Here is a 26,729-nt window from a genome sequence, read left to right as displayed (position 1 = left end):
CTAACAATAGCGATGATATTAAGTGGGTGCGATAATAAGCCGACTCGAAGTAATTCAGTGAAAACATTAACGCAATCTCAAGATTTTGTATTTGAGCCTGTCGTTAAAGGAGAGCCAATCGTTTTTCCTCGAGATTATGGTGAGCATCCTGAATATCTTGCTGAATGGTGGTACCTCACTGCCAACCTTAAAACAGAAACAGGGAAAGAGATCGCTGTGCAATGGACGCTATTCCGTATGGCAACCAGTGATGATGATTTAACAGGTTGGAAAACGCCACAAATGTATATGGCACATGCGGTGATAACAACAAAAGAGAAAATATGGGCAACAGAAAGGTTTGCCCGTGGTGGAATAGGGCAAGCAGGGGTAAGCCTTAAACCTTTTCGAGCTTGGCTAGATAATTGGTCATGGCGTGCGCCGACAAGTAATCCTTTTCCGGGACAGCTTGAATTTTCTGATGATGACATGTTAGCTCGATTAAATATCAAGCAAAGAGGTGCGATCGTTTTACAAGGTGACAAGGGATACAGCCAAAAACATCCGTTACTGGGTATTGCCTCTTACTATTATAGTGCACCATTTTTAGACCTTGATGGTGTTATTGAACTCGACGGTAAGCAATATAAAGTGAACGGACGCGGTTGGTTTGATCGCGAGTGGAGCAGTAGTATGCTCAGCGCTAAACAACAGGGATGGGATTGGTTCTCGATACATCTTGAAGATGGCAGTGCATTGATGGTGTCGCAGCTACGAGAGAAGGGTCAAAGACCTTACTTCATTGGTTCGCGTTCATGGCCAGATGGAAAAGTGGTTGAATTAGATAATAATCAAATCCGCATGAAACCTTTGCATTTTCTTGAGGTAAGTGGCATTTCATTTCCATTAAGTTGGTTAATTGAGGTGCCATCACAAGGATTAAGACTTCAGACGAATGTTGTACGACGAGATCAATGGTTACATTTTATGTTTCCATATTGGGAAGGACCAATAAAGGTGACGGGGTCACAAAAAGGCAAAGGGTTTATGGAACTAACCGGATATGAAGAACAATAAGGAATACTGATTAATGTTGAGTAAAAAGCTGAATGAAAAGAGCCAACGAATTAATACGCAAAATAACTTTTTCTATTTAACGTTAGCGCTGGTTTTTTTATTGATCAGTGCGTCGTTAGAGAAAGTGATTACGTCAGGTTTTTTACAATATATGCTTGAAGTTTTTACACTGATTACTTTTGGTATCTGTCTTCTGAGCCTACGTTTTGATAAAAATTGGTTTCGTTTTTTATCATCATTAGTGGTGGCATGGTTGGTGGCGGTGGTTACTCGCGCTGTCTTAGGCATTGAGGAAATAGAAATCATCATGTTGTTCTTGATGTTTATTTTCTTCTTTGGCACATTTCGTTCAATCATGCGCCAAATATTATTTACCGGTTCGATTAATAGCAACAAGATCATTGGATCAATGGCGTTGTTTTTATTGCTTGGTTTAATGTGGGCGATTGGCTATTTAATTCTTATTCATTTCTTACCGGGTTCATTCCATGGTATCAGTAAGGGATCGTGGCATGAGAACTTTGCCGATGCTGCATATTTTAGTTTTGTGACTTTAACCACCTTGGGTTACGGTGATATTTTACCTATCACACCGATTGCTAAAGTATTTGCCTATCTTGAAGCGATTGTCGGGGTGTTTTATATGGCAATTGTGGTGTCGAGTTTAGTGAGTTCAAGTCGTGAGCAGTATTTTATTGATCACTCAGACGACTAATTAACGGTCATAAACTACAATCATTGGTTTATAAAAGAAGAGAATAGTCATTAAGGTTATTCTCTTTTTTTCATTTAGTGCTATGTTGCTAATACTGATTAAATGGTTATATATCAAGCTCGGTATATAACTGTTTTACTATCTGCTGTGTGAAGGTGATATGAATCGCTTCTTTAAGAAAGTTTACCAATATATAAATCCCACCGTGAATCCTGATTTAGAATCTGCGTTTGATGAATGGCAAAAGCACATTCCGACGTTATGGTTATTAGGTAAAACAGGTGCGGGAAAATCAACAATAATTCAAACACTAACCGGTGATAGTTTGGTGGAGATCGGTAATGGTTTTCAACCTTGCACTCGTACTGCCCACCATTATCTTTATCCTGCTGAAAATCCGTTAGTGTGTTTTCTTGATACTCGTGGGTTGGGTGAGGCGGATTACGATCCTGCCGAAGATATTGCGATGTGTAGTGGTAAAAGCCATGCCTTAATGGTGGTTATGAAAGCAGAAGAGCCAGAACAATCGGGTTTATTGACGGCACTTAAGCAAATTAAACGCAGTGGGGTGATCAAACATTTATTGGTTATCCATACTGCGGTTAACAGTATCGTTGATCCTCAAGAACGCCAACGTGCGATTGACTATAATCATCAGCGAGTGATGGAGGTGTGGGGAATAAAACCCGCACAGTGGCAATCAGAGACCGCCACTATGTATCAACCGATTGTGGTGGATTTAATCCCTGATGATGAGCAATTTATAGGTATTGATGGATTACATCATGCATTAACTGATGCGCTTCCGATGTTGAGTTTGTTATCCAATCAACAAGCCCATACTAACCGCGAAGAACAAAATTTTTACCAATTGCGCCAAGAGGTTCTATGGTATGCCGGTGCTGCGGGAGCCAGTGATGCAATCCCTGCTGTGGGGTTATTCAGTGTACCTGCTATTCAAGGCAAGATGCTTCATAGTCTTGCTAATCAATATGGTGTCAGTTGGAATAAAAAAGATTACGCAGAATTCGTTGGCATGTTGGGATCGGGTTTTTTGCTGCAATACTTATCTAAATTAGGGCTTAACCAGTTAGTTAAATTTATTCCTGCTTATGGACAAACCGTAGGAAGTGCGACCGCCGCTGCAATGAGTTTTTCATCTACTTATGCGATTGGTCGTGCTGCTTGTATGTATTTATATCATCGCAGTAAAGGTGAGTCGATTTCCAAAGATCAAATTAAGCTGGCTTATCAACAAGCATTTACGACCGTAAAACAGGTTGCTGATCGACAACAATTAGGTAAATCGGCACCTAAAAAGGATAACGAATGAAACGGGTGAGTAAAAGTTACCAGTTAATCAATCAACTTTCTGATGGTTTTTTACCGTTATTGATGTTGTCTATTTGTTTACCTGTGATTGTATTAGCAGGCTTTGGTGTGGTTGATCTCATTCAACAAGGGCAATGGCTGTTATTTTTCGCCATTATTGCTGGTGGTTGTTTAGTGGCCTTCTTACCTTATTGGTGGTTGCGTCGTAAACGTGTTGTTGCTGATGCTGTTATAGATGACATTGCACCATTACATGTAGCCGCTAACCCACAATGGAGTGAGCACGATCAGCAAGTGTGGCAACAAATGACGTTGGTGATTGATAAACAGCTAGCCGAAGATTCGGCATGGGAAAGTTTACAAGCTCATGCTTATGTCTTGGTTGCAGATGTTGCTGCGCAGTATCACCAACAATCGAGTTCACAAAAATTAGCTTTTACAGCCCCTGAATTTTTAATGATGGTTGAAGAAGTTAGTCGTCGTTATCGTCATTTTTTACAACAACATGTCCCTTTTTCTGAGAAGATCACCTTAACGAGCTTGAAGCAAGGTTATGCGATTAAAGATAAAATGGGCTATGCAAAAAGTGCTTATGATGTTTATCGTTTATTCCGCATAGCCACACCAACAGGATGGTTAGCGGAAGTACGTGGATTAGTGGTTGGTAAGTTATTTGATGATGTTAGTGCTGAAGTTCAAAGCAAATTAAAAGCCACGTTATTGCAAGAGGTCGCATCGGTTGCGATTGATTTATACAGCGGTCGCTTTAAGCTTGATGATGCAGCGGTTTTACCTAGTAAACTTCAAGATCACGATCAGCAAGCAACAGCTATTGCGGTTGAGCCTTTGCGTGTGGCGGTTGTTGGTCAAGTGAGTGCGGGTAAATCATCCGTTATTAATGGGTTATTGGGTGAAATTGCTGCAGAAGTGAGTGCATTACCATCAACAGATAAAGCCACAACCTATAAATGCGAAGTTGAAGGGCTAGATTTAATCAACCTGATTGATTTACCGGGTATTGATGGCTCAGTTGATACTGAGAAAAAATTGCTAAAACAAATGACCGAAAGTGATGTGGTTATTTGGGTATTAAAAGCCAACCAATCGTCACGTCAATTAGATGTTATGTTGAAAGCAGCATTAGATGCATTTTATAAACAACCTGCGAATCAACATCGAAAAGCTCCGAAAGTGATCATGCTGGTTAACCAAGTCGATAAACTTAAACCCGTTGATGAATGGCTACCGCCGTATGATCTGGAGTCACCGCAGACAGACAAAGGACGTATTATTGGTGATGCAGTTAACTATAACCGCGAGGTGATGCAGGCTGAGTACATTCTGCCATTTTCTGTTAGTAGTGATCGTATTCCCTATAATCTCGATAGCTTACAATCACAGTTACAACAGGTTTATCAAGATGGCATTAATACCCAGTTAAATCGTCGTCGCGCCCAAGGTGAAACGATTGATTATAGTGAACAAGCAAAACGGTTATATCGTTTAGGCAAACTGGTGTTTGATGCTGCAACAAAATAGTTGCAGTAGTCGTTATTATTAATCATAAAAAATGGCCTTGATTGGGTGTAATAACCACATCAAAGCCATTTTTATGGGTGTCAAAAGTCGGTGAATGACTTAGATGATTTTTTTAAGGTAACAAAGCCCATGGATCGCCCGCTGTTGGGGTATTACCTTGGCTCCACCATTTAGCTTGGTATATTTTACCTTGGTAGCTGACTTTATCATTACCACCATAAACCGCATTACTTTCCCACGCCGCGGCATCGGTAGATAAATCAGGTGAGGGTTTTTCGTCTGTTGGCGGTGGCGTTACCGGTAGTGTGACCGTTTCATCAGTCGGTGGTGTTACTGGTGGCGTAACAGTATCATCTGTTGCCGCTTTAATGAGTTTCCACGGACCACCTAAATCAGGCTGGTTGCTTTGTGTCCACCATTGCGCTTCATAAATAGCACCTTTGTAAGCGACTTGTTCACCGCCAGTATAGACTTTATTTTCATCCCAACTCGCAACACCATCAATCGGTGGGTCTGTTGGATCTGTTGTGCCGCCACCCGTATCTGGGTCTAATTTATCAACCACACGCACTGCTGGCCAGTTAGCATGTGAGCCATAGAAATTAGTGACACATTTTTCATAATCACCTGCGACTAGAGCTGAATAAGCGGTTTGGAAACCGACTAACTCACATTCAAATGAGACACCACCTGGACGATCAGGATAGTATTTCCAATTTGCATCCCAGTTAGTATAGAGCACATCCGTTGCACCATTTAGATTCAAACTACCATAAGGTGTTTGTTGCCAGCAGGTGTTGGTTTCATCACTCTTTACAGGAATTTGGTAGTTTTCAACTAAACCTTCCCAATAACGAATACGGTTAACGGGTTGGCCTTTATCTTTGTTTTGTTCGCCACATTCAATACCACCATTGATTACGTTAATCGTGGTACCAAAGCCATAGCCAATCCCTGCATCTTTTTCACGTTGAGAAGGAACCCATGTGCGATCTATAACATGTAACATGGCAGGCTTAGGTGCTTGAGGGGTTAAGAAGAACCAAATAGCTGATGCAAGATTAAGCCAAGAATCGGCAACCAGTCCCGGGTTATTCAGTAATACCGTTGCATCACCATCAAACATCACCTCAGAAAAGGCACCATAGTTAAAGTGGTAGGAGAGTTGTTTTGCGCCACGACCAAAGTAACCTTGTCCTTCAGCACAAGGCCAACGCTTATTTTGCCAATCATCTTGACCACAGCCTGTGGTGTAACCCGGTTGACCTTCAGACCAGCCCATTTCTCGAACATGGACTAATGCTTGTTGCCACTCTTCAAGCCCTAATGGGTTATCAGAGACGTTTTCAATACTAATATGGCCGCCAGTTTCTTGGGAGAAATGTGCAAAAGCGGTGACAATCGATTTTTTACAAATGGCATCGGCATCACGCCCATCTGTATATTCGCCACAGAATGCAGGGAATTTGCCGATTGCACGTAAAAAGCGGGTATAAGTATATTCAGGTGCCGCCATTTGAGTAAGGTAATTCCACTCAGTTTCAGGGAAAACTCGCTCAACCCGTTTTACATTATCAGGGTTAGTGCTTAGTCCTGGAGCAATCGCTTCTACTGTAGCATTGGAGGCTGTGGCTAATGCTTTAGCCCATACATCGTACATAGGATCGAGCGTTTTTGAATTTTCAGCAGCGTCAATTTCAGAACGCTCAATGACATAACCACCGACAGTGTCAGGATCTGGCTGAGGGGTCATGGCATAACTATTTGCTGCGAGTGTACAGCCAATAATGAAAGATAGCGGATGCAGTTTGGTCATTGATTATTCCCTTATCAATATAAAGCACTAGAGTTGTTAATAATGTTATCGGTATGTAGTTACTATGCGCAATGAGCTGATTTCAAAATCGTGTTGTCGTTTCGAATTTTATTTTGGAATTAAACATTATTTGCACTGAAAATGATGTTTTAGAGTCTCTTTTGATAATGTTATTAGCTGAGAGTCAGTGGGGGGAGTGAATGATGAAGATAAAAAATCCTTATGATCAGACGATCATAAGGACTTTAAATTTTTATTATATTAGATCAAAAAGTTACCGTACTAGAAATCTCGCCAGTGGCGTTTTACGTAGTCCGCGAACAATCATTGTTGATACGATAAATACGACAGGTACAGCAAAAATACTGGAAATAGTTGGATTAATGTCCAAAATTCTGACGATATTTAGGTAATAAATCACAATAATAAGGTGGCATAAGTAAATACCTAATACATCTTTACTCAATGAGTGGGTGATTTTATGGTCACCTAGATTCGGTTTTGCTAATAAAATAAAGAAAATACCTAATGCCCACAGTGGTGTTCCAAACAGGAAATCATGGAAAAAAGAGCCATTTTCTTGCAGGGATAGGTAATTCGCTTCACCGATGAATAAGCCAAAACCAATGACCATCAAAATGATGCTGTATTTTAAGCTAACGCTAATATCGCGACGACGAATCTCAAACCCAAGCATAATCATAAAGGTACTAAAGAATGGACCGTTACGAGTGAAGATTGGTGAGCTTAAATCAGTCATTTGGGCATAACTACCCGCCATTAAACCAAAAATAAAGAGTGCCGTTGCAACTGGAATAATGAAACGTGCTAACTTAAAGCGCAGTAAGAGTGTAATAACCGTTAAACCACTGAGTAAGCCTGGTATATACCAAAGATGGACTAATCCACCTTCAAATAGAGTATTTAATGGTGTTGTAAGCAGTTTTTGCCAATAAAAAGTACGCTCAGCAAAATAACCTTCTGTGGCTACAATATGAAAGTTAAACGGTAGAATAAGATAAATTACGCTCCATGATACCCACATGATAAGTAATGGGCGAGCATAGCGCCATAGGTAAGGGAAACGTTCTGTTGTTAAGCGAGGTTGAATAAAATAACCCGCCATAATAAAAAATAACGGTACAGCGAAGCGACTAACTTGGTTAAGTCCCATTCCGAGTAATGGTTGTCCATTAAATAACGGTGTTTGCATGAAAATTTGGCTATGCAAAGCGATAATGGCGATGGTTGCGATAATTCGACCAAATTCAAAACTGGCAACACGATGTTGAGACATTACTAAAACCTACAAGCTGAAAGTGGTGTCGAAATTATACGGATTTGAGTATTTTGTAAATTCCATTATGAAACTTAATAACGTTTTTGATCACATATTTAAAGTTATTATCAACAATAAGTCGTATTTACATCGCAGGAAAAGTAAGTAGATAACAATATTATTATTAAAGTTACCTACTTATTGAAATTGTTGTGGATTTTTATAACCCAAGTTGATCAAGTAAATGTTGGTTTTCGTTATTATCTTTAATGTTTTTAGTCGCTGAGGCTTGTTGATTTTGTTGTTGAGCAGCGTAGGCTGTTTCAAAAATAGAGTCAGAATCTTGTTCATCTAGTTCAAATTCTTCGATCTGAATAAACTCTGTTTTATCCATCGCAAGTTCAAGATAGAAAATATTATTATTTGCTGTTGTAAAACTAACACGCCGTACTTGAGGGCGATCAAGATTAGTATCAACGGATAAAATAATTTGTTTATGTAGCGCTAACATTTTAGGTTGGTTTTGAGTAATTGATATCTTTAATTCTCTACCAATTTTTCCTGTAAAGTCACCAACGACCTGGTTCATTAATTCCCCTAAAATATTGGCTACATCATCAGCGGTATGATGAATGGCAAGCTCGGAATCAGTGAACCCCATTCGTAGCATATAATTTTGATACAGTTCCATCGCGGCGGATGCAGAGAAATTAGTCACAACTAAACCTGTGAAGCCACCATCAAATAAAACAAAACAGCCAATATCTGGTTTTAAACTGGTTTTATTGATTTTTTGTACCATTGGCGAATAGTTAATCTGACTTTCTGTCGCGCGGGATAATACATCGGCCAAAGAATGACATAATTTAATTAAAATATCGTCAGTAGTAATGGTGTGATTTTTTCTCATAGACAGTCCTGTAAAACTTATTTATAACCAGTAAGTTAAAAATTAAGCAGTTAAAAGCCGATAATTATGCAGCTTTACTACAGCTATAAAAGTGTAATAAATGCATATCGGCTTATAACACCAAGACTTGAATACTTATTTGAAGTTATTGTGGTACTTATCGGTAACGTTAAGCAAAACGTTTATCTAAATACGCAATAATATCATTGGATTCATACATCCAGATAATTTGGTCATTTTCTTCAATACGTAAACAAGGAACTTTACGTTTTCCACCTTGTTCTAATAGTTCTTTATCCCAAGGGGCAACTTTAGCATCACGCGTTGCAAGTGGGATATTTAAACGTTTAGCATGGCGACGTACTTTGACACAAAAAGGGCAGGTTTCAAATTGATAGAGCTGCATATTAGCCACTGCAGCATCAACGGCTTGTTGCTCAGCCTCTGAGCGTTGCATACCTTGTGGTGAAAAAATTGCATTAAGTATAAGGATGATACGACCGACAATCCAACGAAGAGCTTTCATGTTTGTTATCCACTGACTGCTATAAAATTATGCAGTGATTCTATTATAAAAATGTCCATGGGTAACTATTTTGTAAGATTTTATGTTTAGTTATCCTAATTGGCGCTATTTAAGTGTTGGCAAAGTGACAGTAATTTGTAGACTTTAGGTTGTAATGGTTCGATTTTGACGATGGTTATTTGGAAGTAAGGTCAATATTTAGATGTATGTCACTGAATGCATAATTTAATTCGATGCGCAATGTTGCTTTGCTTTATACTAAATCAAGTTTTTGTGGGTAAGTGATTATTTTAGTGATTAAAAATATAAATATTCTCATTTGTGATGATTCAGTATTGGTACATAAATCAATTACTCGGTTATTACAACTATGCAGTAATGCTACTTTTTTCTATGCTGAAAATGGAAAAGAGGGACTGAGCTGTCTAAAAAATGTTGATATTGATATTATGTTTTTAGATTTAACTATGCCAGTAATGGATGGTTTTAGTGTATTAAAATCTTTACCTGTACGTGACTTTAATACCACGATTATTGTGTTATCTGCTGATGTTCAACTAACAGCGATGGAAAGATGTTTAGCATTAGGGGCTGATTATTTTTTATCTAAACCTTTTGATAATGATGAACTCACTAAACTGTCTCAACATTTAGGGCTAGTATTTGATAGTGATACATTTATCACATCAGATACGCATTTAGTTCATGATCCTATTGAAAGTATGCGTGAATTAGCCAATATTGCGTTAGGTCGTGGTGCTGCAATTATTTCTGATCATCTCGGTGATTTTATCAAGATGCCACTCCCTAATGTAGCGTTCATGAAAAGCAGTGACTTATCCATGGCGATTGCAGATATTCGTAATGGCAATGGTAGCGAATTAATCGCGATCACACAGCGTTTTGTTGGTGGTGGTATTCATGGCGAAGCATTGGTTGAATTACATGGTAAAGATATTCATTTATTTGGTGATAAACTAGGGTTTAGTCAAACCGATGAATATAAAAATGAAGTCGTGATTGATATTGCGAACTTAATGGTCTCATCTTTTTTGGTGGCATTATCAGAGCAAATAGCGATTCCTTTTTCTGTTCGTCAGCCTATCGTGTTAGAAGAGTATATGAATTTGCATCATACTTATTGTGACGCACAGACTTTTTTTACCATTGAATATACTTATAAAGCTGAAATGTTAGATGTTGAGTGTGAAGTCTTATTTATTATGGACAGTCATTCTCTAAACGTGATTAATAATAAAGTGACGGAATCATTACATTGAACGAAATATCTTTAGCTGATTTTCACTTAACGGTACAAGTGTTAGATAATTTTGATGCGGGTGTTGTGATATTAGATCATAACTATAATGTCTGTGCATGGAATACTTTTATGCAGGCTTATAGTGGTATTTCTAGTGTTCAAATTATAGGTAAATCATTATTTGATATAGTGCCTGATTTACCCAAAACATGGTTACAGAATAAAATACAATCGACGTTTAAGTTGCGAATGCGTTCATTTTCAGCATGGGAAGATCGACCATGGGTGTTTCGGTTTTTGAATTTTTGTCCAATCTCGGACAGTTCAGACACGATGTACCAAAATATGACATTAACACCATTACGCTCATTATCGGGTGAATGTACGCATATTTGTTTAACGATTACTGATGTGACTGATATCGCCAAGAATAAAAATCATCTTCATGAATCTAATAAGCAGTTAACACATTTAAGCATTACCGATCGTTTAACCCAGCTATACAATCGAGGTCATTGGGAAAATTGTTTAGCTGATGCATTTGAGTCTTGCCAGCAAACCCAAATACCCGCAACGTTAGTGATGTTTGATATTGACCATTTTAAACGTGTTAATGATACCTATGGTCATGTGGCAGGGGATGGGGTAATTAAAGTGATTGCTGATGTATTACGCCGAACTAAACGCCAAACGGATATTGCTGGGCGTTATGGTGGTGAGGAGTTTGGTATTATTTTACCCGGTACATCTGCTGAACTTGCTGGATATTTCACCGAAAGATTACGTAATCGGATTGAACAAGAAACCGTATTTGATGACCAGCGGGGCGTTGCTAAAGTCACCATTAGTTTAGGTGTTTGTGAATGGAACCCTAAGATAACGGATTATAAATCATGGTTAGAAAAATCTGATTTAGCGTTATACGAATCAAAGAAACAGGGGCGTAATACCACAACGATTATTAATAATGATGATTGTTATATTAATAGTAAAGGTGAGTTTATTTTAGCGCAACCAGTTCAAAATACGGCGATAAAATAACCAATACTATGCGGCTAATCCTGTAATATAGATTATGACTGTATGTTTAGTACGGTTTCTGTAAAATGCAGGCGTTTTTCCTGTTTAGGTTAGTCGCTATGCGCATCCATGCTATACATACACTTTATGAAGAACGTCTTGCTCGTTCCACTCGTCCTTTTCTTGCTCGTGGCTCTAAAGTCCAACGCTGCCGTCAGTGCATGTTGCGTACGCATTTGTGTATTTGTGAACATCGCCCATTAGCGACATCAAATGCGGCTTTTTTGCTGGTCATGTTTGATGATGAGATTTTAAAGCCAAGTAATACGGGGCGTTTAATTGCCGATGTATTTGAAGATACATTTGCCTATATTTGGTCTCGCACTGAGCCTAATGCTGAAATGTTAGCATTATTAGATGATCCTCAATGGCAACCTTATATTGTTTTTCCCGCCGAATATGCGCCAGAACGAGAAGTCACGACGGTTACGCTTGAAGATGGAAAACGACCATTATTTATTATGCTAGATGGTAGTTGGGCAGAAGCGAAAAAAATGTTCCGTAAGAGTCCATATCTTGATCGTTTCCCATTATTATCCATTAATCCAGAGAAACCCTCACGTTATAAAATGCGTGAAGCATCAAAAGAAAATCAGTTAGGAACAGCTGAAGTGGCCGCACGTATTATTGATTTATTTGGTGAACACCATAATGCTGAGTTGTTAGATTTATGGTTTGATGTTTTTCGTGAAAACTATATTGCGGGGAAAATGAACCGCCAATTACCAGAACACTCATCGTTATCTATATTGGAAAAATTCATGTCGATTGATGAAACATGCCTATCAAAGATGTGATATCGATTGAATAATATTAAAGTCAAGCTAAACAATAACTGCTGAACTCGTCGTAGATCACAGTCATTTTCAGTCTAAATGTGGATAATTTTCAGTATATTTAATGAGTTATAAACTCACGGTGTGGTTAAAACATTATTTGTAGGAGAATAGGATGTACTACGGCTTTGATGTAGGCGGAACTAAAATTGAATTTGGTGCATTTAATGAAAAACTAGAACGCGTAGCAACAGAACGTGTTCCGACACCGAGTGATGATTACGATAAACTGATTGATACTATTGTCTCTATTATTACAGCGGCTGACGTGAAATTTGGTTGTGAAGGTGCGGTAGGGCTTGGTATTCCAGGTATTGAAGATGCGCGTGATGGGACAGTATTAACATCAAATATACCATCAGCAAAAGGCCGTACCTTACGTAAAGATTTGGAAGTAAAACTGGGTCGTAGTGTTAGCCTTGATAATGATGCGAATTGTTTTGCGCTGTCTGAAGCGTGGGATGATGAGCATAAAGATGCCCCGTCAGTACTTGGATTAATTCTCGGTACTGGTTTCGGTGGCGGTATGGTATTTAACGGTAAAGTTTTCTCAGGTTTGAACCATGTGGGTGGTGAGTTTGGCCATGCACGTTTACCGTTAGATGCATGGCTATACATGGGTGAGCAAGCTCCATTATTTGATTGTGGTTGTGGTCAAAAAGGCTGTATTGATAATTATTTATCAGGTCGTGGTTTTGAGCAAATTTATGCGCACTATTATGGTGAGAAACTAAAAGCAATTGAGATTATTGAACGTAATGCGGCAGGTGATGAAAAAGCACAACAGCACGTTGATCGTTTTATGGAAGTGTTAGCGATGTGCTTTGCTAACCTGTTTACCGGTGTTGATCCTCATGTTGTAGTATTAGGTGGTGGCTTATCAAACTTTGAATTAATTTATGATGAATTACCAAAGCGTTTGCCTAAATATTTACTGTCTGTCGCACAAGCGCCTAAAATTGTGAAAGCTAAACATGGTGATGCTGGTGGTGTTCGAGGGGCTGCATTCTTAAATATCAAACAGTAATTATGGTATAAGGCGAAAATATTTATTTCGTAACGAAAAGCACTTCATAGCGAAGTGCTTTTTTTGTTGTGTTAGAATCCGCGCTTGTTTTCTTATGCCTCTCTATTGGTATAAGCGTATTTATTGCTAGGAATACACTATGTCGTTTGAAACGCTCGGCCTTCACCCTAAATTATTGCAAGTTGTTACAGAGTTAGGTTATGAACAACCAACAGATGTTCAAGTGCAAGCGATCCCATTAGCATTAGTCGGGGATGATGTGATGGCCGGGGCACAAACAGGCACCGGAAAAACAGCAGCATTTGCGCTCCCTATTTTACAACGGTTAATGACATTGCCGCCATTAGTTGAACAGGGTGCTCCTCAACAAGGTGCGAAAATTCGTGCTTTAGTGATCACGCCTACGCGAGAATTGGCACAGCAAGTGTTTGATAGTTTTATTGCGTATGGTAAATACAGTGATTTGAAAGTTGCTGTTGCTTATGGCGGCACGAGCATGAATGTTCAAATTAAAGCATTAAGAGCTGGTGTTGATATTTTAATTGCGACACCTGGACGCTTACTTGATCATGTTTTTGTGGGTAATGTTTCATTGGCAAATGTAGAAACGTTTGTGCTTGATGAAGCCGATCGTATGTTGGATATGGGTTTTATTATTGATATTAACCGTATCATGAAACGTATGCCTGCAAAGCGCCAAACCTTATTTTTCTCTGCTACATTTTCAAAACAAGTTAAAAAGTTAGCCTTTAGTATTTTAACCGATCCTAAAATGGTCGAAGTTACCCCTGAAAACATTGCGGCAGATACTGTCCAACAAATGGTTTATCCCGTAGATAAAAAAAGAAAATCAGAATTATTGGCGTATTTAATTGGCTCGCGTAATTGGCAACAAGTGCTAGTGTTCACTAAAACTAAACAAGGCTCAGATGAACTTGCGAAAAGTTTAGGTTTAGATGGTATTAAAGCTGTCTCTATTAATGGCGATAAAAGTCAAGGTGCTCGTCAACGTGCACTGGATGATTTTAAAGCGGGTAAAGTGCGGGTATTAGTCGCAACGGATGTCGCTGCTCGTGGTTTAGATATCCAACAGCTAGAGTATGTTGTTAACTTTGACTTGCCATTTAATGCTGAAGATTATGTCCATCGAATTGGCCGTACAGGACGAGCTGGAAATATAGGTCATGCGATTACATTAATGAGCCTTGACGAAGAATGGGCATTAAAAGCCATTGAAGAGCTATTAAATACACGTTTACCACAGCAATGGCTTGAAGGCTATGAACCGGATCCAAGCTTAATTGAAACCGTATCTGTTCATCGTGGTGCATCTGCAGAAAAACGCCGTGCAAAATCAAAGAGTAAGATTCACCAAAATCGGGGTAAAAATGCCCAGCGTAGACGATAAATAAAAATTATAGCAACATCAAAATACCATAGACGCCGCTTATATAGTGGCGTTTTTTTATGCATATGAAACTAGTTATAAGTTTGTTTTATTATAATGATAGTTCTTTGATTTAAATGAGTTGTTTAACTTAATGTTGTCTGCTAGTTTGTCGCTCTTGTGTGTCAATTTTTGCTTTTGTTTCGTGGTATTTAATGTCTTTCTGAGGTGCTTATGACGGGGTTAAATCAATGGCTTCGATTAATTGTCTTATTTTTAGTCTGTTTTACCCTTGCTGCATATGGATGGTTTGTTCTTGGTGGAGCAAAGACGGAATATATTGTTACGCCTAAGAATAGTAAATATAAAATTATTGATGATTCAATACAAAATGGGGCAACAACAGCAACGTTAGGTCTTCGAAAAAATGATGTATTATTAGAATGTAATATTATTAATCAGGCAAAGTGGCCATTTTGTGAAATTGCTATTTCGTTAACTGACTCGATTGAAGAGGGCATTGATTTAAGTTCTTATCACTCAGTAGGACTTGATATCGATTATACAAGCCCACTTAACGGTGAACGTATTCGTGTTTATTTGCGTAATTTTGATCCAGCCTATGCGAAGACCGATGATCCACTCTCACTAAAATTTAATGCAATTGAATATTCACCTGGTATCGATGCTGGATTACAAGTTTTTCCATTACGTACTTTTCAGGTTTTATCATGGTGGATAGCTGAAAATAATATACCTGTAGATAAATCAAATCGGCAATTTGATAATATTTCGATTATTGAAATCGCGACAGGCAGTTATGTTAAAGAGTCTTATTATGCGATTAAATTAAATCGAATTGTATTTTATGGGGAGTGGATAACAGAATCATCTTTAGTTAAATTATTGTTACTGTTATGGGTTATTACTGCTGTTATAGTTATTATTATCGAGCGATTTATTCTTCAGAAAAAAATAAAAAATACAGAAGAACGTAGTCTGCGTTTACGAGATGCAAATCGACTACTGTATAATAAGAGTTTGAAATTTGAATATTTAGCTTGTACTGATCCATTAACACGGATAAGGAATAGGCATACAGTCACTGAATGGGCAGAAGAAATAACGATTCAAACTCAGCGTAATCAGATCCCTTTTTCAATGATTTTTATCGATCTGGATCATTTTAAATCCGTTAATGATACTTATGGTCATAGTTTTGGTGATGAAGTATTAGTTAAATTTGCAGCAACTGTTGAGACGTTAGTTCGTCGATCTGATGTGTTTGCGCGTTGGGGTGGGGAGGAGTTTGTGGTTTTCTGTCCTGAAACCAATATGAGGACTGCTGTTGAAATTGCAGAGGATATTCGAGAGACAATCGCAACTAAAGATTGGGGTTTTGATCGTGAATTTAATCTAACCTGTAGTTTAGGTGTTGCTGAATTAGTAGATGAAACCTGTGAAGATCTGATTAAGCGTGCTGATTTAGCGTTATTAAAAGCTAAAAAAATGGGGCGTAATCGAATTGAAATAAGTTGGGAACATCAGCAACTTAAATAAGAAAAAAGCCTAATAAAAAGCCGTGTATACACTTTCTAGTTGAAAGTATGTGATACACGGCTTTTTGCTCCCTGAAAAAGATTAACTCTCTAGTACAATATGTCCAGTAGCAACCATATAGATAGCAAAGATAGATAATAGAATCAGTAGAACAACAAAAATACGTTCTTTACCTACAAAATAAGGTTGGTTTAATTCTTTCTTGGCTTTGATGAAGAAATAAAGGCCAGGTAAGTATAATAAAGACGCTAATAACAAGTGACTTAAGCCTGAAGCATAAAGTAACCAAATACCATAAATCGTTGCTCCCGAACCAATAAATAATAACATGCCACGATTTTTAGTTTTAATGGCAAGTTTAAGGGTATAAGCAGCAACAAGAAAATAGGGGACTAAGATCATTTCTGAAGCAATAATCAGTAATGAGTTATAAGTACCACCCGCATAGATGACTGCAAATAATGAAATTTGGATACAAATGATGGTTAAGTTAAGCGCTTTAATCGATGTGCCTGCGCTATTTTCTTTAGCATAAGATTTTGGAAACATATTATTTTGTGCGGCAAGTAATGGTGCTTCTGTTGCCAATACTGTCCAACTTAAAAATGCGCCACTTACTGAAACTAACAAGCCACAACCAATAATAATCGAACCCCATGGGCCAAGAATATGCTCAAGTACTAGCGCCATTGATGGGTTTTGGAATTTAGCTAATTCAGGGGTAGAAATAACACCCATAGAAAGTAGTGTTACAAAGACATAAATGACGAGTGCGGTTAGCAAGCCTAGAATGGTGGCTCGACCAATATCACGGCGGTTACGTGCGCGTGAGGATACGATAACAGCACCTTCGACGCCAATAAATACCCACACAGTAATAAGCATGGTACCTTTTACTTGGCTAAGTAGGTCATGCTGAGGACCAAATTCTAAGCCAGTAAAATCAAACGTAAATGTGTGCCATTTAAATGCAATTAATGTAACGAAAATAAATAATACGAGAGGAATTAATTTAGCAACGGTAGTAATAGCATTAATTGTTGCCGCTGTTTGTACGCCACGTCTTACAGACGCATATACGAGCCATAATAAAATAGAAGCGCCAACAATAGATTGCCAAGTATTACCCATACCAAAAATGATATGTCCTGGCTTATCAAAGAACATCCCTAAGGTACTGAATACGATCACTAGGTATGAAACATTGGCAAGCATTGCACTGAGCCAGTAGCCCCAAGCAGAACAAAAGCCAACAAAATCGCCAAAACCAGCTTGTGCGTAACCAAAAACACCACTATTAATATTGGGTTTTAGTAATGATAAAACTTGAAAAGACATAGCAAGGAATATCATGCCCACACCCGTAATAGTCCAGCCGATCATAACCGCTGCGGGACTGGCAACAGCTGCCATATTTTGTGGCAGACTAAAGACCCCCGCACCAATCATTGAGCCGATTACAAATGCAGTTAATGCACCAAATCCGAGCTTATTATCCATTCTGAAACCTAGTATTTAAATTTAAATTTCCCTGATTATATGGATTTTAATTATGCGTAAAAGCTATTTTTATTATTTTTATTATTTTATGGAATGCTTTTTCAAATAAAAGTACTTTTTTTGTTTGTATTATATTATTAACTTTATGCGATATTTGTGCGGTTGCAACTTAATCACAACAATTATGCTTGTAAATTAACTTAATGGAACGTTAATTGTGCTTTAACGTTCTGATTTAATATGAAAGCTAAGGTTTTACTTTGTTCTGCTGCCATAGTGATAATTGGGGTGTTAAATGCTTCAATTTCACCAGTAACGATAACGGCAGAACAATTTCCCATTTCTAATGCTTTCACCATTAGTAAATGTTTACTTTGATTTTTCATATTCTTAAGTAATAGCACTTTATTAATATCAATACCTGCATTGATTAATAAACGCTTATCTAATAGTGCGTCTTGGCCGATAAACATGATCCACCGATTTTCTTGATTAGCTTGTTTTAGAAGGCGTAAAAAATAGGCTAGTTGTGCTTGTTGGTGCTCGCTATAACTTACTTCAATTGGAACGATTCTTGGTGGAGATGGAGAAATATCTGCATGAGAACTCAATGTGGCTTTGTAAACGTCAGAAGCCGTAATAAATTCTTGAGTCTGTATTAGTGCTTTCATGGTGCCATCTCCGACAGTGGTTATATATACATGCTGTATGTACATACAGTAGTTTTAATTGAGTTTGGATGCAAGCGTTATTTATCGGTCATATATGGTTTATAAGACAAATACAGTGAGAGATAGTCTGTTGATATTTTGTTTTAAGTGATTGTTTTTTATGTTTATACTTTTGTTTGGTGTGGATTTTATTACTATGTTTATAGATGACTATTTGCAATACAATTTTATTGCGATATGAAATTTTGAGTCAGATCTCAAATCCTTATACAGTAGTTTTTTGGTATTTATTTGTATCTGTAAGTGATGGATATAAATTAACCTGAGTCATGTGATTATAATTAAGAGGGGATAAGCTGATGATGAGGATTTAAGCTAAGTAACTAGATGTAGTGAAATACGATGTTTTATAAAGCAGTATTTGTACGCGAAAAAGGAATAATATTGATTTTTAATTATAACTATATTAAATTCAATAGGTTATTTTTTTTATTGATTATATTGAGACTATTGCCAATATAAACATTGTACAAAAAATGAACAGCTGCTATTATCTGTCTCGTTCTGTTATTCAGAGCGTTATTAAATTAAATGCAACACCAAGTCACAGTTAAACCTTTAGCTACATCAACGTTATCGTTTTGTACCTCAGTGTTTCCCTTGTTTTGGCAGTAACATTAATAATTTAACCACTTAATACATCGCATTTTAGCGGTTAATTAATCACCTATATAAGGGGCATTACATGTCTAATACATCTACTGGTTTAGTAAAATGGTTTAACGAAGAGAAAGGTTTTGGTTTCATTACTCAAGACAACGGCGGTGCTGACGTATTCGTTCACTTCCGTGCTATCGCTTCTGAAGGCTTTAAGACCTTGGCAGAAGGCCAGAAAGTGTCTTTCGAAGTAGAACAAGGCCAAAAAGGTCTTCAAGCTGCAAACGTTGTAGCTATCTAATTTATCATTCTTTGATAAACTAAGAAAAATGCTGGCTTAGGCTGGCATTTTTTATATTTGTTGTTTATATAGTTAAACAATGAAAGAGTGTAAAAATCGTTAAGTAGAACGTTTCTATAAGTCATAAAATAATAAGATCTGAACAAGAAAGCGATGTGTTACAGATCTGATATTTATTTGACGCAGTTTCTGTTTTTTATAAGTAAAGATAACTATTATTTATCCGCTATTTTATGAAAAATAATAATTATGTTTTAGCTGTCAGCGTATTATCTTTAAGTCGATATAATAAAAAAAACGATTAGATAAGGTACTATAATGTTAAATAATCCAATGATTTCATTAATAGTTAATTTTATTGATCTACAATCAGACCAAAATATTCTGCCAGCAAGAAAGTATATTACAGCTGATAATTTATCGTATTTACCTCAAGTAGGTGATGTTTTAGCCGTCGAAATTGATATTGATACTCAACGAGCAGTATCGTTATCAATCAATGATTCACGATTTTTTAATGCTAGCCATGATCAGCCTCAAATCCCCGCTAAATGCTATATCGTAAAACAAATAGCGACAAAACTAATGGTGAATGAGGATTGCGATAATATTGATTATTTACTAGAAGGATTGTCTTTTGTCGCAGCGAGAGATGCATTTTTTCGAATAAATAAATAAAATAAGTAGGGTGATTCTGATATTGGATTGGTTTTTACATCGTGATCAATTTGAAATATTCATTAACCAATGAGTAAGTCATACAGGCTGACTCATTGGTATTGTTAAGCTGCAACGATGTGTAAAATTAGAGCCTAAAGAGTTCAACACGAAGGTGACTTTCATCTTCATATGCAATTACGGATTGGAAATAACCACTTTGATCAATGGCATTAGAAAAGATATCTTTGTGCTCAAGGCTGCCAATAAATAAAATCTGCGTTGATTTTATCATGAGTCCATCATCATCAAAACTGGATGTTAAATCTTCATCAACGACACAAACCAATACTTTACCGAAACGGGCTTTAAGATTGATATTATGTGCTAATGAATATTGTACTTTAGTTTGTAATTGAGCTTCAACCTCTTCAATAAGATCAACAAAGCGATAAAGATCAGTTGAACTGGTTTGTAGTATACGTTCTCGATCATTATTAAGTATTGATTCTAAACAGGCACCCATCTTTCTACCGCGTAATAACCAACTTTTGGTTGATTTCTTAACTGCACGATACCTATCATCTTTAATGATCCGCTTTAGATACTGAACAAGTAAATTATTTTGCTCAGTCTGAGTTAGGCGTTTATCAAGTTTTTTAAATTCTAGATGTAGTAGAGCGTAAGTACTAATATCGAGTAGTTGTTGAGACTGATTCATTTTTGTACCGATTCGGAGCGGGTTTTACAATAATATCATACTATTACTGATGTAAGATAATAGTTAATGCGTTAATTATAAATTGTAGAATTAGCACATTATCTCTCTTTATATTGGGACGTTCTTCAACAAATTATGCTTAAAGAGACTTTTTTGTTATCAAAATGAAAAAATAACTAATAAGTATTGATCGTTGTATTGTTATTGCACATCGATATATTGGTAGCATTACAGACGATAAAGAGTAACACCTTATATTAGCCTTTAATAAAGTTATCCGATAGGATGTCCGTACAAGTTAATTAAGCCAAAACAATACTTCAAACAAACAAACATAATTACCGTACTGTTAGAAAGCAATCTAATACCTCAAATAAAGTATCGATTTCATGATGAGTATTGTAATGCATACAGCCAATACGGATCACGCCACCTTTATTAAGCAGATCTAATTGTTTGCATAATCCTTGCGCATAAAAATGGCCATGCCAAACACAAATATTGTGATCGCCAAGATGGGCAGCCACGTCGGCTGGCATTACATTGTCAATTCGTATTGCAAAAGTGGGTGTACGTTGTTGATGGTCTTTTAAGCCAAATAATGTGATGTTGCTATAGCGCTGTAAATGGGATAGAAAATGCTGACTTAGGGTATTTTCATAAGCTTGGTAATGATTAAAACTACGGCTTAAATGCTGTCGAAGGGATAATGGCTGGGTGTCTAATGTACGGCTGTAATGGGCTAAATATTCCACCGCCGCAATAAACCCCGCCAAGCTTTCAAAATTTTGAGTACCTGTCTCAAAACGTGCAGGTCCATCATTAGGCGCAGGTTCTACTTTATAAGGGCGCAGCGTTTGAAGCCATTGTGGAGCAATATACGCAATACCAAGGTGAGGCCCAAAAAACTTGTAAGCAGAACAAACCAGAAAATCACAGTCTAACTGTTGTACATCAATTAAGCGATGGGGCGCATAATGTACGGCATCAATATAGACTTGTGCGCCAACGGCATGGGCTGCAGTAATAATTCGTTTAATATCAACTAATGAACCCGTTACGTTAGAAGCGTAAGTGACGGCGACTAATTTAGTGCGTGAATTGAGTAATGAAGTGAAATGATCATAATCTATATCACAGTTAGTTTCATCTAAACGCACTTGATGTACTGTTGCACCTTTATCTTCAGCGGCTTGTTGCCAACTTGAAACGTTAGAATAATGATCGAGTGCCGTGACAATAACTTCATCACCGAGTTGCCAATCACGACTAATCACGCGACTTAATTGAAAAGTCAGTGTGGTCATATTCGCGCCAAACACCATATTGTTTGCTGATGGTGCATTAACCAATGTTTGTGCGACTTGACGCGCTTTAGTCAATAATGCTGTCGTTTTAGTACTAGAGAAGAAAGCACCGCCTAAGTTTGAATTAAAATGCCCTAAATAATGGTTCATGGCATCTAAAACGGATTGAGGAACTTGTGAACCGCCGGGTCCGTCAAAGAAATACACCGGACGGTCATTAATATGCTGATGTAGCGCTGGAAATAATAAACGATTAATAGAGGGATCAAACGTCATGTTGGATCTCCTTTGTGGTCAGAACAAAGACATCCCAGTAACCTTGCTGATGTTTTTTTATCGCCTTAATCGGGTGAGCGTTATGCCATAAAATATCATCGGCTAAAATTGCCATTTCACCATGTTGTAATGTTGTACATAGAAAAGGTGATGCGGTTTTCTCTTTATAAACTAAGAACTCACCACCTTTAATATTGTGACGATCAATTCCAATCACAGCAATATGCTCAAAACCATCCTGATGAATACCTTCAGGTGAAGCGGGTGTTTCACCACTGAGTGTCGCAATACGCATTTGATGAATTTCAATCGGTTGATCATCAGGTAATGCATTTGCTTGCTGAAATAATTTACACATCTCAAGCATGCCATCACAATCAATAAGATCGTCGTCTAAAGTTTCAAAATGACGCACAACATTACCTTGAAAATGATTAATATCACTAGATTGTACAAAGTCTGTTGGAGGTAAGTGATCTACCTTACCATTATGAATACGGACGATGGAATAACGACGTAAGCGATATCCACCATCTGCGTGGGGTGTTTGAGGTAAAGATTGAAATGAGGGAGCAAGCTCATTCACAGCATGCTTACTTAGCTGGGTTAATTGTAAGCTACAGATTAATGACATATCCATGATACCTCTCCTATATCTTCGTTACTTATAAGTAGAGTTGTCTAAAAATCCAAGTATTACAAATTTAATCGACGATACAGTTGCTTTAATGTTTAAAAATAGTATTTATATCTTATTTTTAATATAACAATGGTTTTTTATACTTGTTTTTGTTTGATTTATTTACTGATAAAAGAACTAATAACTTGCTGTTATTATAAAATGTTAGTTATTAGGGGGTTTGCAATAATAAACACTGCGTAGGTTGATATTTTTGGAGTAAATAATACTCTTTCTATATCTATTCCGTTTTAATATCCGTTATAAAATAAACGTTCAGTGGTAATTATCAGCAATGTAATAGTACAAGGTGAGAAGTAAAAAAGTGCATTTGTAACAAGGTATTTCTTTTATTGAAAGTAGCGTTTTTTATTTTCTTATATATCATAAGCTTATGGTATGTATAATTATTGGTTATATATTGAATCGGTAATCTATTTCTTTAGTCCATGATTGATTATGTATATTCCACTACACAAAAATTAACGCGATCGCATTGTTAGTGCCTATAGGCTCACATAGGTAGACAGTGCTTTATCAATAAATGAGAAAAACATGCCTTTAAAACTAAAAAAAATATCTTTAGCGGTAGCGCTTATTGCTACTAACCTTGCAGCAGTAGGTGCTGTTAATGCGCATGGTTGGGCTGATTTCCCGCCATCACGTACTGAAATTTGTGATCGTGACGGTGGTTACTGGCAGAATAATATTCCAAATGCTGCTTGTCAGGTCCTTTGGGATAAGTCTGGTGCGCACCCATTTACACAAAAAAATGAAAACGCTGCGTTAACGGCTGACTACAACAATATCGAAGAAGTAAAAAAACAAGTTGTTGATGGTTTATTATGTGCAGGTGGCGATGAGAAAAAAGCAGGTCTAGATATTCCCCATAATGAGTGGCAGAAAACAGAAATCACTCTTGATGAAAATGGCGAGTTTGATTTTAAATGGGTTGCAACAGCGACACATAATCCATCATTCTGGCAGTTCTACATCACTAAACCTGATTACGATAAGTCAAAACCACTGATTTGGGACGATCTAGAATTAGTTGATGAAGTTGGTAATGTTGAGCCAACAGAAGCAACCCCTTACGATACTTATAACTTTAAAGTGAAATTGCCAAAAGATCGTATTGGTGAAGAGGTTGTTCTATTCTCTCGCTGGCAGCGTATCGATCCAGCAGGTGAAGGTTTCTACAACTGTAGTGATATTACGATTAAGCAAGGTAATGGCGAAATTATACCACCAGTAATCGGTGGCGATTTACACGCTATCCCAGGTTTCTTTGTTAAGCCAGGCTTCACTCCTGTTGTTGGCGATACAGTACGTTTCCGTTTAATGGCTCCTGTTACAGGTGCTGAAGTATTAGATCAGCGTTTAGTGATTACTGCTGCTAACCAAGCAACATGGGCACAAACATTAGCAGATCAAGTAAACGTATTAGCATCAGATAAATTGTTCATTGGTGTTTGGAATCAAGCAGCAGATAAATACGAATTTAATGCGAATAATATTCATGCAAACCAAGTATGGGTAGAAGCTGAGAAGTATGGTTTTGCATTAAGTATCTTTAAAGATCTTGAGCCGCTACCTCCTGTTGTTGATCCTGAAGGTCCTGAGACTGAATTACCTAAAGGTAGCTGGGACAAATCTGCAACTTACGTTGCTGGCGATATGGTAATGCACGGTGATAAAAACTGGAAAGCAGGTTGGTGGACACAAGGTGAAGAACCTGGTGTAGCTAATGTGTGGACACAAGTGATCACTGAAGGTGAAACGCCAGACGTTTCAGCTTGGTCTGCAACGAAAACATATAACGAAAATGACGTAGCAATCCACGACGGCATTAGCTGGAAAGCATACTGGAACACAGTAGGCGAAGAACCAGGAACAACAGGTGAGTGGGGCGTATGGCGTAAGCTGTAATCCTTAACCTGTAAAAATAAAATAAAGGCCTGCATTCGTGCAGGCCTTTTGTCATTCTGATTCTTTAACAATACGTAAGCTAATTATTTGATTGGGCTGACCGTGTAATTCAACTAAATAACTGCCCCATTCATGGGTATTAACGTGATGTAATGCGAGATTTTGCTCAAGACAATACTGATTAGTAATGTATTGACCCTTTATATCTGCCCCCCTGATCGTTAATTTAACATCAGGATTAGTCGCAAACACCATTTTTTCATTCCACTCTTTAATCGCTAATTGAATATATGCTTGTCCTTTAGCATTAAGAGTTAGTGAATAACCTAATGATTCATCGAATATTTGTTCTAGCTGTATTGCTTCTTCCGCCGTATTTGCGGTGACTTGATGGATAGGTTTAACATCGCATGTTGCTTTATAAGGAGCAATGAAATAGGTATTACGGCCCTTAATTTCAGCCTCCGAAGGGATTTGAAGCGCAGCCATTACAGATGAACTCGCTGCAAGAGTGATTAATACTGACAGTGTTTTTTTCATGATTTTATTCTTGTTGTTGAAGAGGGAAAGGCGCAATACAATCTGGTAAATCTCGCTTAGTTTTTAGTGGAATAATTTGGCAAAAAGGGGTTTGATGCATGGGATCTTTACTCATATCACGGATATTTAAACTAGAAAAAAAGGCTAATAATGCCTGTTTATCAGTTGTTGTTAGTGTGAAACCTTGTAGGTGCTGATCTTTGTTAGGGTGCCTACGTCCATCGCCTTTATTCGGACCTATAGTGATGATACGTCCACCCGCAGCATAACTATCAATGACAGCCTCAAGACGATTAAAACTGCCATCATGCCCCCATGGGCCAGTGTTCATTACATTAATTAATGATGGAATACGAAATTTACCATCATCTATTTTTTGTTGTGTAAATTGCCGCAATCCAATTTCATGTTGAGGGTAACTATATTCACCAATATTATTTTTAATGCCATATAGACCGGTATTGTAATAGAGCCTATCGCCGTCTTGGGGTTGATTTAATAAAGGTCCACCATGACATTGAGAACAATTAAGTCGCGGGCTAGTGAACAAAGCCAATCCTTGTTGTTGCTGACGATTAAGTGCAGTTTGATCACCATTAATAAAAGCGTGATAGGCTGTATTGGTATCAGTAATGGTGGCAACATACTGACTTAATGCATCAATGACTTTTGGTGTCGTGATCGTTTGATCACTAAAACTGGCTTGAAAAAGTGGCTGATATACATTATTTGCTTGTGCTAATCGCGTTAGCAACAACGAATGAGTCATGCCCATTTCTGGTGGGTGCAAAGAGAATAATGGTAATTTAATTGTATCTTCTAGCGTTGTTAAATGAGGTTGGCGCTGCATAAATGTCGATAGCATTACGCTATTAAGTAACGATGGCGTATTTAAGGTCGTTGGGTTGCCATTAATATCGGGTACTTTAGCAAAACGGTTGGTCCATCCTAAATCTGACGCATGGCACAAGGCACAACTACGATTTCCTGTTTTAGATAATCGATTGTCATTAAATAAATAACGTCCAAGCGTGATTTTTGCAGTAAGTTGAGTGTCATTGGTGGTCTTTGTTGCTGCATATATTGATGATGATATAACTAATATTGGGCTTAATAATAAGACGGAAACAATGTGAAAGGTAACACCCATGATTGACATTAAAACTG

General features: G+C 37.5%; 24 protein-coding genes. 13 read left to right on the top strand and 11 right to left on the bottom strand.

The genetic code is table 11. The features are described from left to right. Window positions 1-57: 57 nt before the first annotated feature. The 4 genes from BTO21_RS05755 (at window position 58) to BTO21_RS05740 (ending at window position 4,642) form a co-directional block, all read left to right on the top strand. The gene (locus BTO21_RS05755; protein ID WP_328282471.1) at window positions 58-1,056 is read left to right on the top strand and encodes a lipocalin-like domain-containing protein; all 999 of its coding nucleotides are present in this window, start codon (window positions 58-60) and stop codon (window positions 1,054-1,056) included. A 13-nt stretch (window positions 1,057-1,069) separates the two neighbouring features. After that, complete coding sequence (locus BTO21_RS05750) at window positions 1,070-1,771, top strand: potassium channel family protein (protein WP_045029170.1); 702 nt, start codon at window positions 1,070-1,072, stop codon at window positions 1,769-1,771. Between the two features lie 160 nt (window positions 1,772-1,931). Further along, on the top strand, window positions 1,932-3,104 hold the full coding sequence (locus BTO21_RS05745) for a YcjF family protein (RefSeq protein WP_045029171.1): 1,173 nt from the start codon (window positions 1,932-1,934) through the stop codon (window positions 3,102-3,104). Continuing rightward, window positions 3,101-4,642 carry a GTPase family protein gene (locus tag BTO21_RS05740; protein ID WP_045029172.1) on the top strand — a complete coding sequence of 514 codons (1,542 nt, stop codon included), beginning with the start codon at window positions 3,101-3,103 and terminating at the stop codon, window positions 4,640-4,642. Before BTO21_RS05745 ends, BTO21_RS05740 begins: the two co-directional genes overlap by 4 nt. A 112-nt stretch (window positions 4,643-4,754) precedes the next feature. Here the strand turns inward: BTO21_RS05740 and BTO21_RS05735 are convergent, their stop codons facing one another. The 4 genes from BTO21_RS05735 to BTO21_RS05720 all read right to left on the bottom strand — a co-directional run bounded on the left by BTO21_RS05735 (window position 4,755) and on the right by BTO21_RS05720 (window position 9,173). Beyond that, window positions 4,755-6,458, bottom strand: a complete 1,704-nt coding sequence (locus BTO21_RS05735) for a chitinase (RefSeq protein WP_045029173.1) — start codon at window positions 6,456-6,458, stop codon at window positions 4,755-4,757. A 274-nt stretch (window positions 6,459-6,732) separates the two neighbouring features. After that, a complete protein-coding gene (locus BTO21_RS05730; RefSeq protein WP_045029174.1) occupies window positions 6,733-7,755 on the bottom strand; it encodes an acyltransferase in 1,023 nt (340 codons plus the stop codon). A gap of 202 nt (window positions 7,756-7,957) precedes the next feature. After that, window positions 7,958-8,647, bottom strand: coding sequence for a DUF3334 family protein (locus BTO21_RS05725; RefSeq protein WP_045029175.1), 690 nt, complete (start codon window positions 8,645-8,647; stop codon window positions 7,958-7,960). 169 nt (window positions 8,648-8,816) lie between these two features. Beyond that, complete coding sequence (locus tag BTO21_RS05720) at window positions 8,817-9,173, bottom strand: glutaredoxin family protein (RefSeq protein WP_045029176.1); 357 nt, start codon at window positions 9,171-9,173, stop codon at window positions 8,817-8,819. A 293-nt stretch (window positions 9,174-9,466) separates the two neighbouring features. Between BTO21_RS05720 and BTO21_RS05715 the strand changes: the two genes are divergently transcribed. The 6 genes from BTO21_RS05715 (at window position 9,467) to BTO21_RS05690 (ending at window position 16,324) form a co-directional block, all read left to right on the top strand. Further along, window positions 9,467-10,453 carry a response regulator gene (locus BTO21_RS05715; RefSeq protein WP_105026820.1) on the top strand — a complete coding sequence of 329 codons (987 nt, stop codon included), beginning with the start codon at window positions 9,467-9,469 and terminating at the stop codon, window positions 10,451-10,453. Continuing rightward, a complete protein-coding gene (locus BTO21_RS05710) occupies window positions 10,450-11,475 on the top strand; it encodes a sensor domain-containing diguanylate cyclase (protein WP_045029177.1) in 1,026 nt (341 codons plus the stop codon). The genes BTO21_RS05715 and BTO21_RS05710 overlap by 4 nt, the downstream gene beginning before the upstream one ends. A 98-nt stretch (window positions 11,476-11,573) precedes the next feature. After that, window positions 11,574-12,311 carry a tRNA-uridine aminocarboxypropyltransferase gene (locus tag BTO21_RS05705; protein WP_045029178.1) on the top strand — a complete coding sequence of 246 codons (738 nt, stop codon included), beginning with the start codon at window positions 11,574-11,576 and terminating at the stop codon, window positions 12,309-12,311. A gap of 154 nt (window positions 12,312-12,465) precedes the next feature. After that, window positions 12,466-13,377, top strand: a complete 912-nt coding sequence (gene nagK, locus BTO21_RS05700) for an N-acetylglucosamine kinase (protein WP_045029179.1) — start codon at window positions 12,466-12,468, stop codon at window positions 13,375-13,377. 139 nt (window positions 13,378-13,516) lie between these two features. Then, window positions 13,517-14,785 carry a DEAD/DEAH box helicase gene (locus tag BTO21_RS05695; protein ID WP_045029180.1) on the top strand — a complete coding sequence of 423 codons (1,269 nt, stop codon included), beginning with the start codon at window positions 13,517-13,519 and terminating at the stop codon, window positions 14,783-14,785. 213 nt (window positions 14,786-14,998) lie between these two features. Continuing rightward, window positions 14,999-16,324 (top strand): GGDEF domain-containing protein, encoded by a 1,326-nt coding sequence (locus BTO21_RS05690; protein ID WP_105026723.1) that lies wholly within the window; start codon window positions 14,999-15,001, stop codon window positions 16,322-16,324. A gap of 81 nt (window positions 16,325-16,405) precedes the next feature. Here BTO21_RS05690 and BTO21_RS05685 read toward each other — a convergent pair whose 3' ends face one another. Next, window positions 16,406-17,824 carry a basic amino acid/polyamine antiporter gene (locus BTO21_RS05685; protein WP_045029181.1) on the bottom strand — a complete coding sequence of 473 codons (1,419 nt, stop codon included), beginning with the start codon at window positions 17,822-17,824 and terminating at the stop codon, window positions 16,406-16,408. A gap of 200 nt (window positions 17,825-18,024) precedes the next feature. Beyond that, window positions 18,025-18,495 carry a cell division inhibitor SulA gene (locus BTO21_RS05680; RefSeq protein ID WP_045029182.1) on the bottom strand — a complete coding sequence of 157 codons (471 nt, stop codon included), beginning with the start codon at window positions 18,493-18,495 and terminating at the stop codon, window positions 18,025-18,027. 745 nt (window positions 18,496-19,240) lie between these two features. On the opposite strand from BTO21_RS05680, the gene cspE reads away from it, so the two are divergent. Both cspE and BTO21_RS05670 read left to right on the top strand, forming a co-directional pair. Next, on the top strand, window positions 19,241-19,453 hold the full coding sequence (gene cspE / locus BTO21_RS05675) for a transcription antiterminator/RNA stability regulator CspE (RefSeq protein ID WP_045029183.1): 213 nt from the start codon (window positions 19,241-19,243) through the stop codon (window positions 19,451-19,453). Window positions 19,454-19,771: 318 nt separating this feature from the next. Then, entirely contained in the window at window positions 19,772-20,131 is a 360-nt protein-coding gene (locus BTO21_RS05670) for a hypothetical protein (protein ID WP_045029184.1), read from the top strand. A gap of 127 nt (window positions 20,132-20,258) precedes the next feature. Here BTO21_RS05670 and BTO21_RS05665 read toward each other — a convergent pair whose 3' ends face one another. The 3 genes from BTO21_RS05665 to BTO21_RS05655 all read right to left on the bottom strand — a co-directional run bounded on the left by BTO21_RS05665 (window position 20,259) and on the right by BTO21_RS05655 (window position 23,054). Then, window positions 20,259-20,831 carry a DUF2913 family protein gene (locus BTO21_RS05665; RefSeq protein WP_045029185.1) on the bottom strand — a complete coding sequence of 191 codons (573 nt, stop codon included), beginning with the start codon at window positions 20,829-20,831 and terminating at the stop codon, window positions 20,259-20,261. Window positions 20,832-21,169: 338 nt separating this feature from the next. Continuing rightward, the gene (locus BTO21_RS05660; RefSeq protein ID WP_045029186.1) at window positions 21,170-22,414 is read right to left on the bottom strand and encodes a cysteine desulfurase-like protein; all 1,245 of its coding nucleotides are present in this window, start codon (window positions 22,412-22,414) and stop codon (window positions 21,170-21,172) included. Further along, on the bottom strand, window positions 22,404-23,054 hold the full coding sequence (locus BTO21_RS05655) for a 2OG-Fe dioxygenase family protein (RefSeq protein WP_045029187.1): 651 nt from the start codon (window positions 23,052-23,054) through the stop codon (window positions 22,404-22,406). The genes BTO21_RS05660 and BTO21_RS05655 overlap by 11 nt, the downstream gene beginning before the upstream one ends. Before the next feature lie 594 nt (window positions 23,055-23,648). Between BTO21_RS05655 and BTO21_RS05650 the strand changes: the two genes are divergently transcribed. Next, window positions 23,649-25,022 (top strand): lytic polysaccharide monooxygenase, encoded by a 1,374-nt coding sequence (locus BTO21_RS05650; protein ID WP_105026722.1) that lies wholly within the window; start codon window positions 23,649-23,651, stop codon window positions 25,020-25,022. 51 nt (window positions 25,023-25,073) lie between these two features. Here BTO21_RS05650 and BTO21_RS05645 read toward each other — a convergent pair whose 3' ends face one another. Both BTO21_RS05645 and BTO21_RS05640 read right to left on the bottom strand, forming a co-directional pair. Further along, window positions 25,074-25,562 carry a hypothetical protein gene (locus BTO21_RS05645; protein WP_045029189.1) on the bottom strand — a complete coding sequence of 163 codons (489 nt, stop codon included), beginning with the start codon at window positions 25,560-25,562 and terminating at the stop codon, window positions 25,074-25,076. Window positions 25,563-25,566: 4 nt separating this feature from the next. Further along, window positions 25,567-26,721 (bottom strand): cytochrome-c peroxidase, encoded by a 1,155-nt coding sequence (locus BTO21_RS05640; protein WP_239997996.1) that lies wholly within the window; start codon window positions 26,719-26,721, stop codon window positions 25,567-25,569. Window positions 26,722-26,729: the final 8 nt, after the last annotated feature.

It is taken from the genome of Photobacterium phosphoreum (genome assembly GCF_002954725.1).
GTDB classification, from domain to species: Bacteria; Pseudomonadota; Gammaproteobacteria; order Enterobacterales; family Vibrionaceae; genus Photobacterium; species Photobacterium phosphoreum.
The sequence above is the reverse complement of the archived record's forward strand: the minus strand, read 5'-3'. Positions and strand labels throughout refer to the sequence as shown.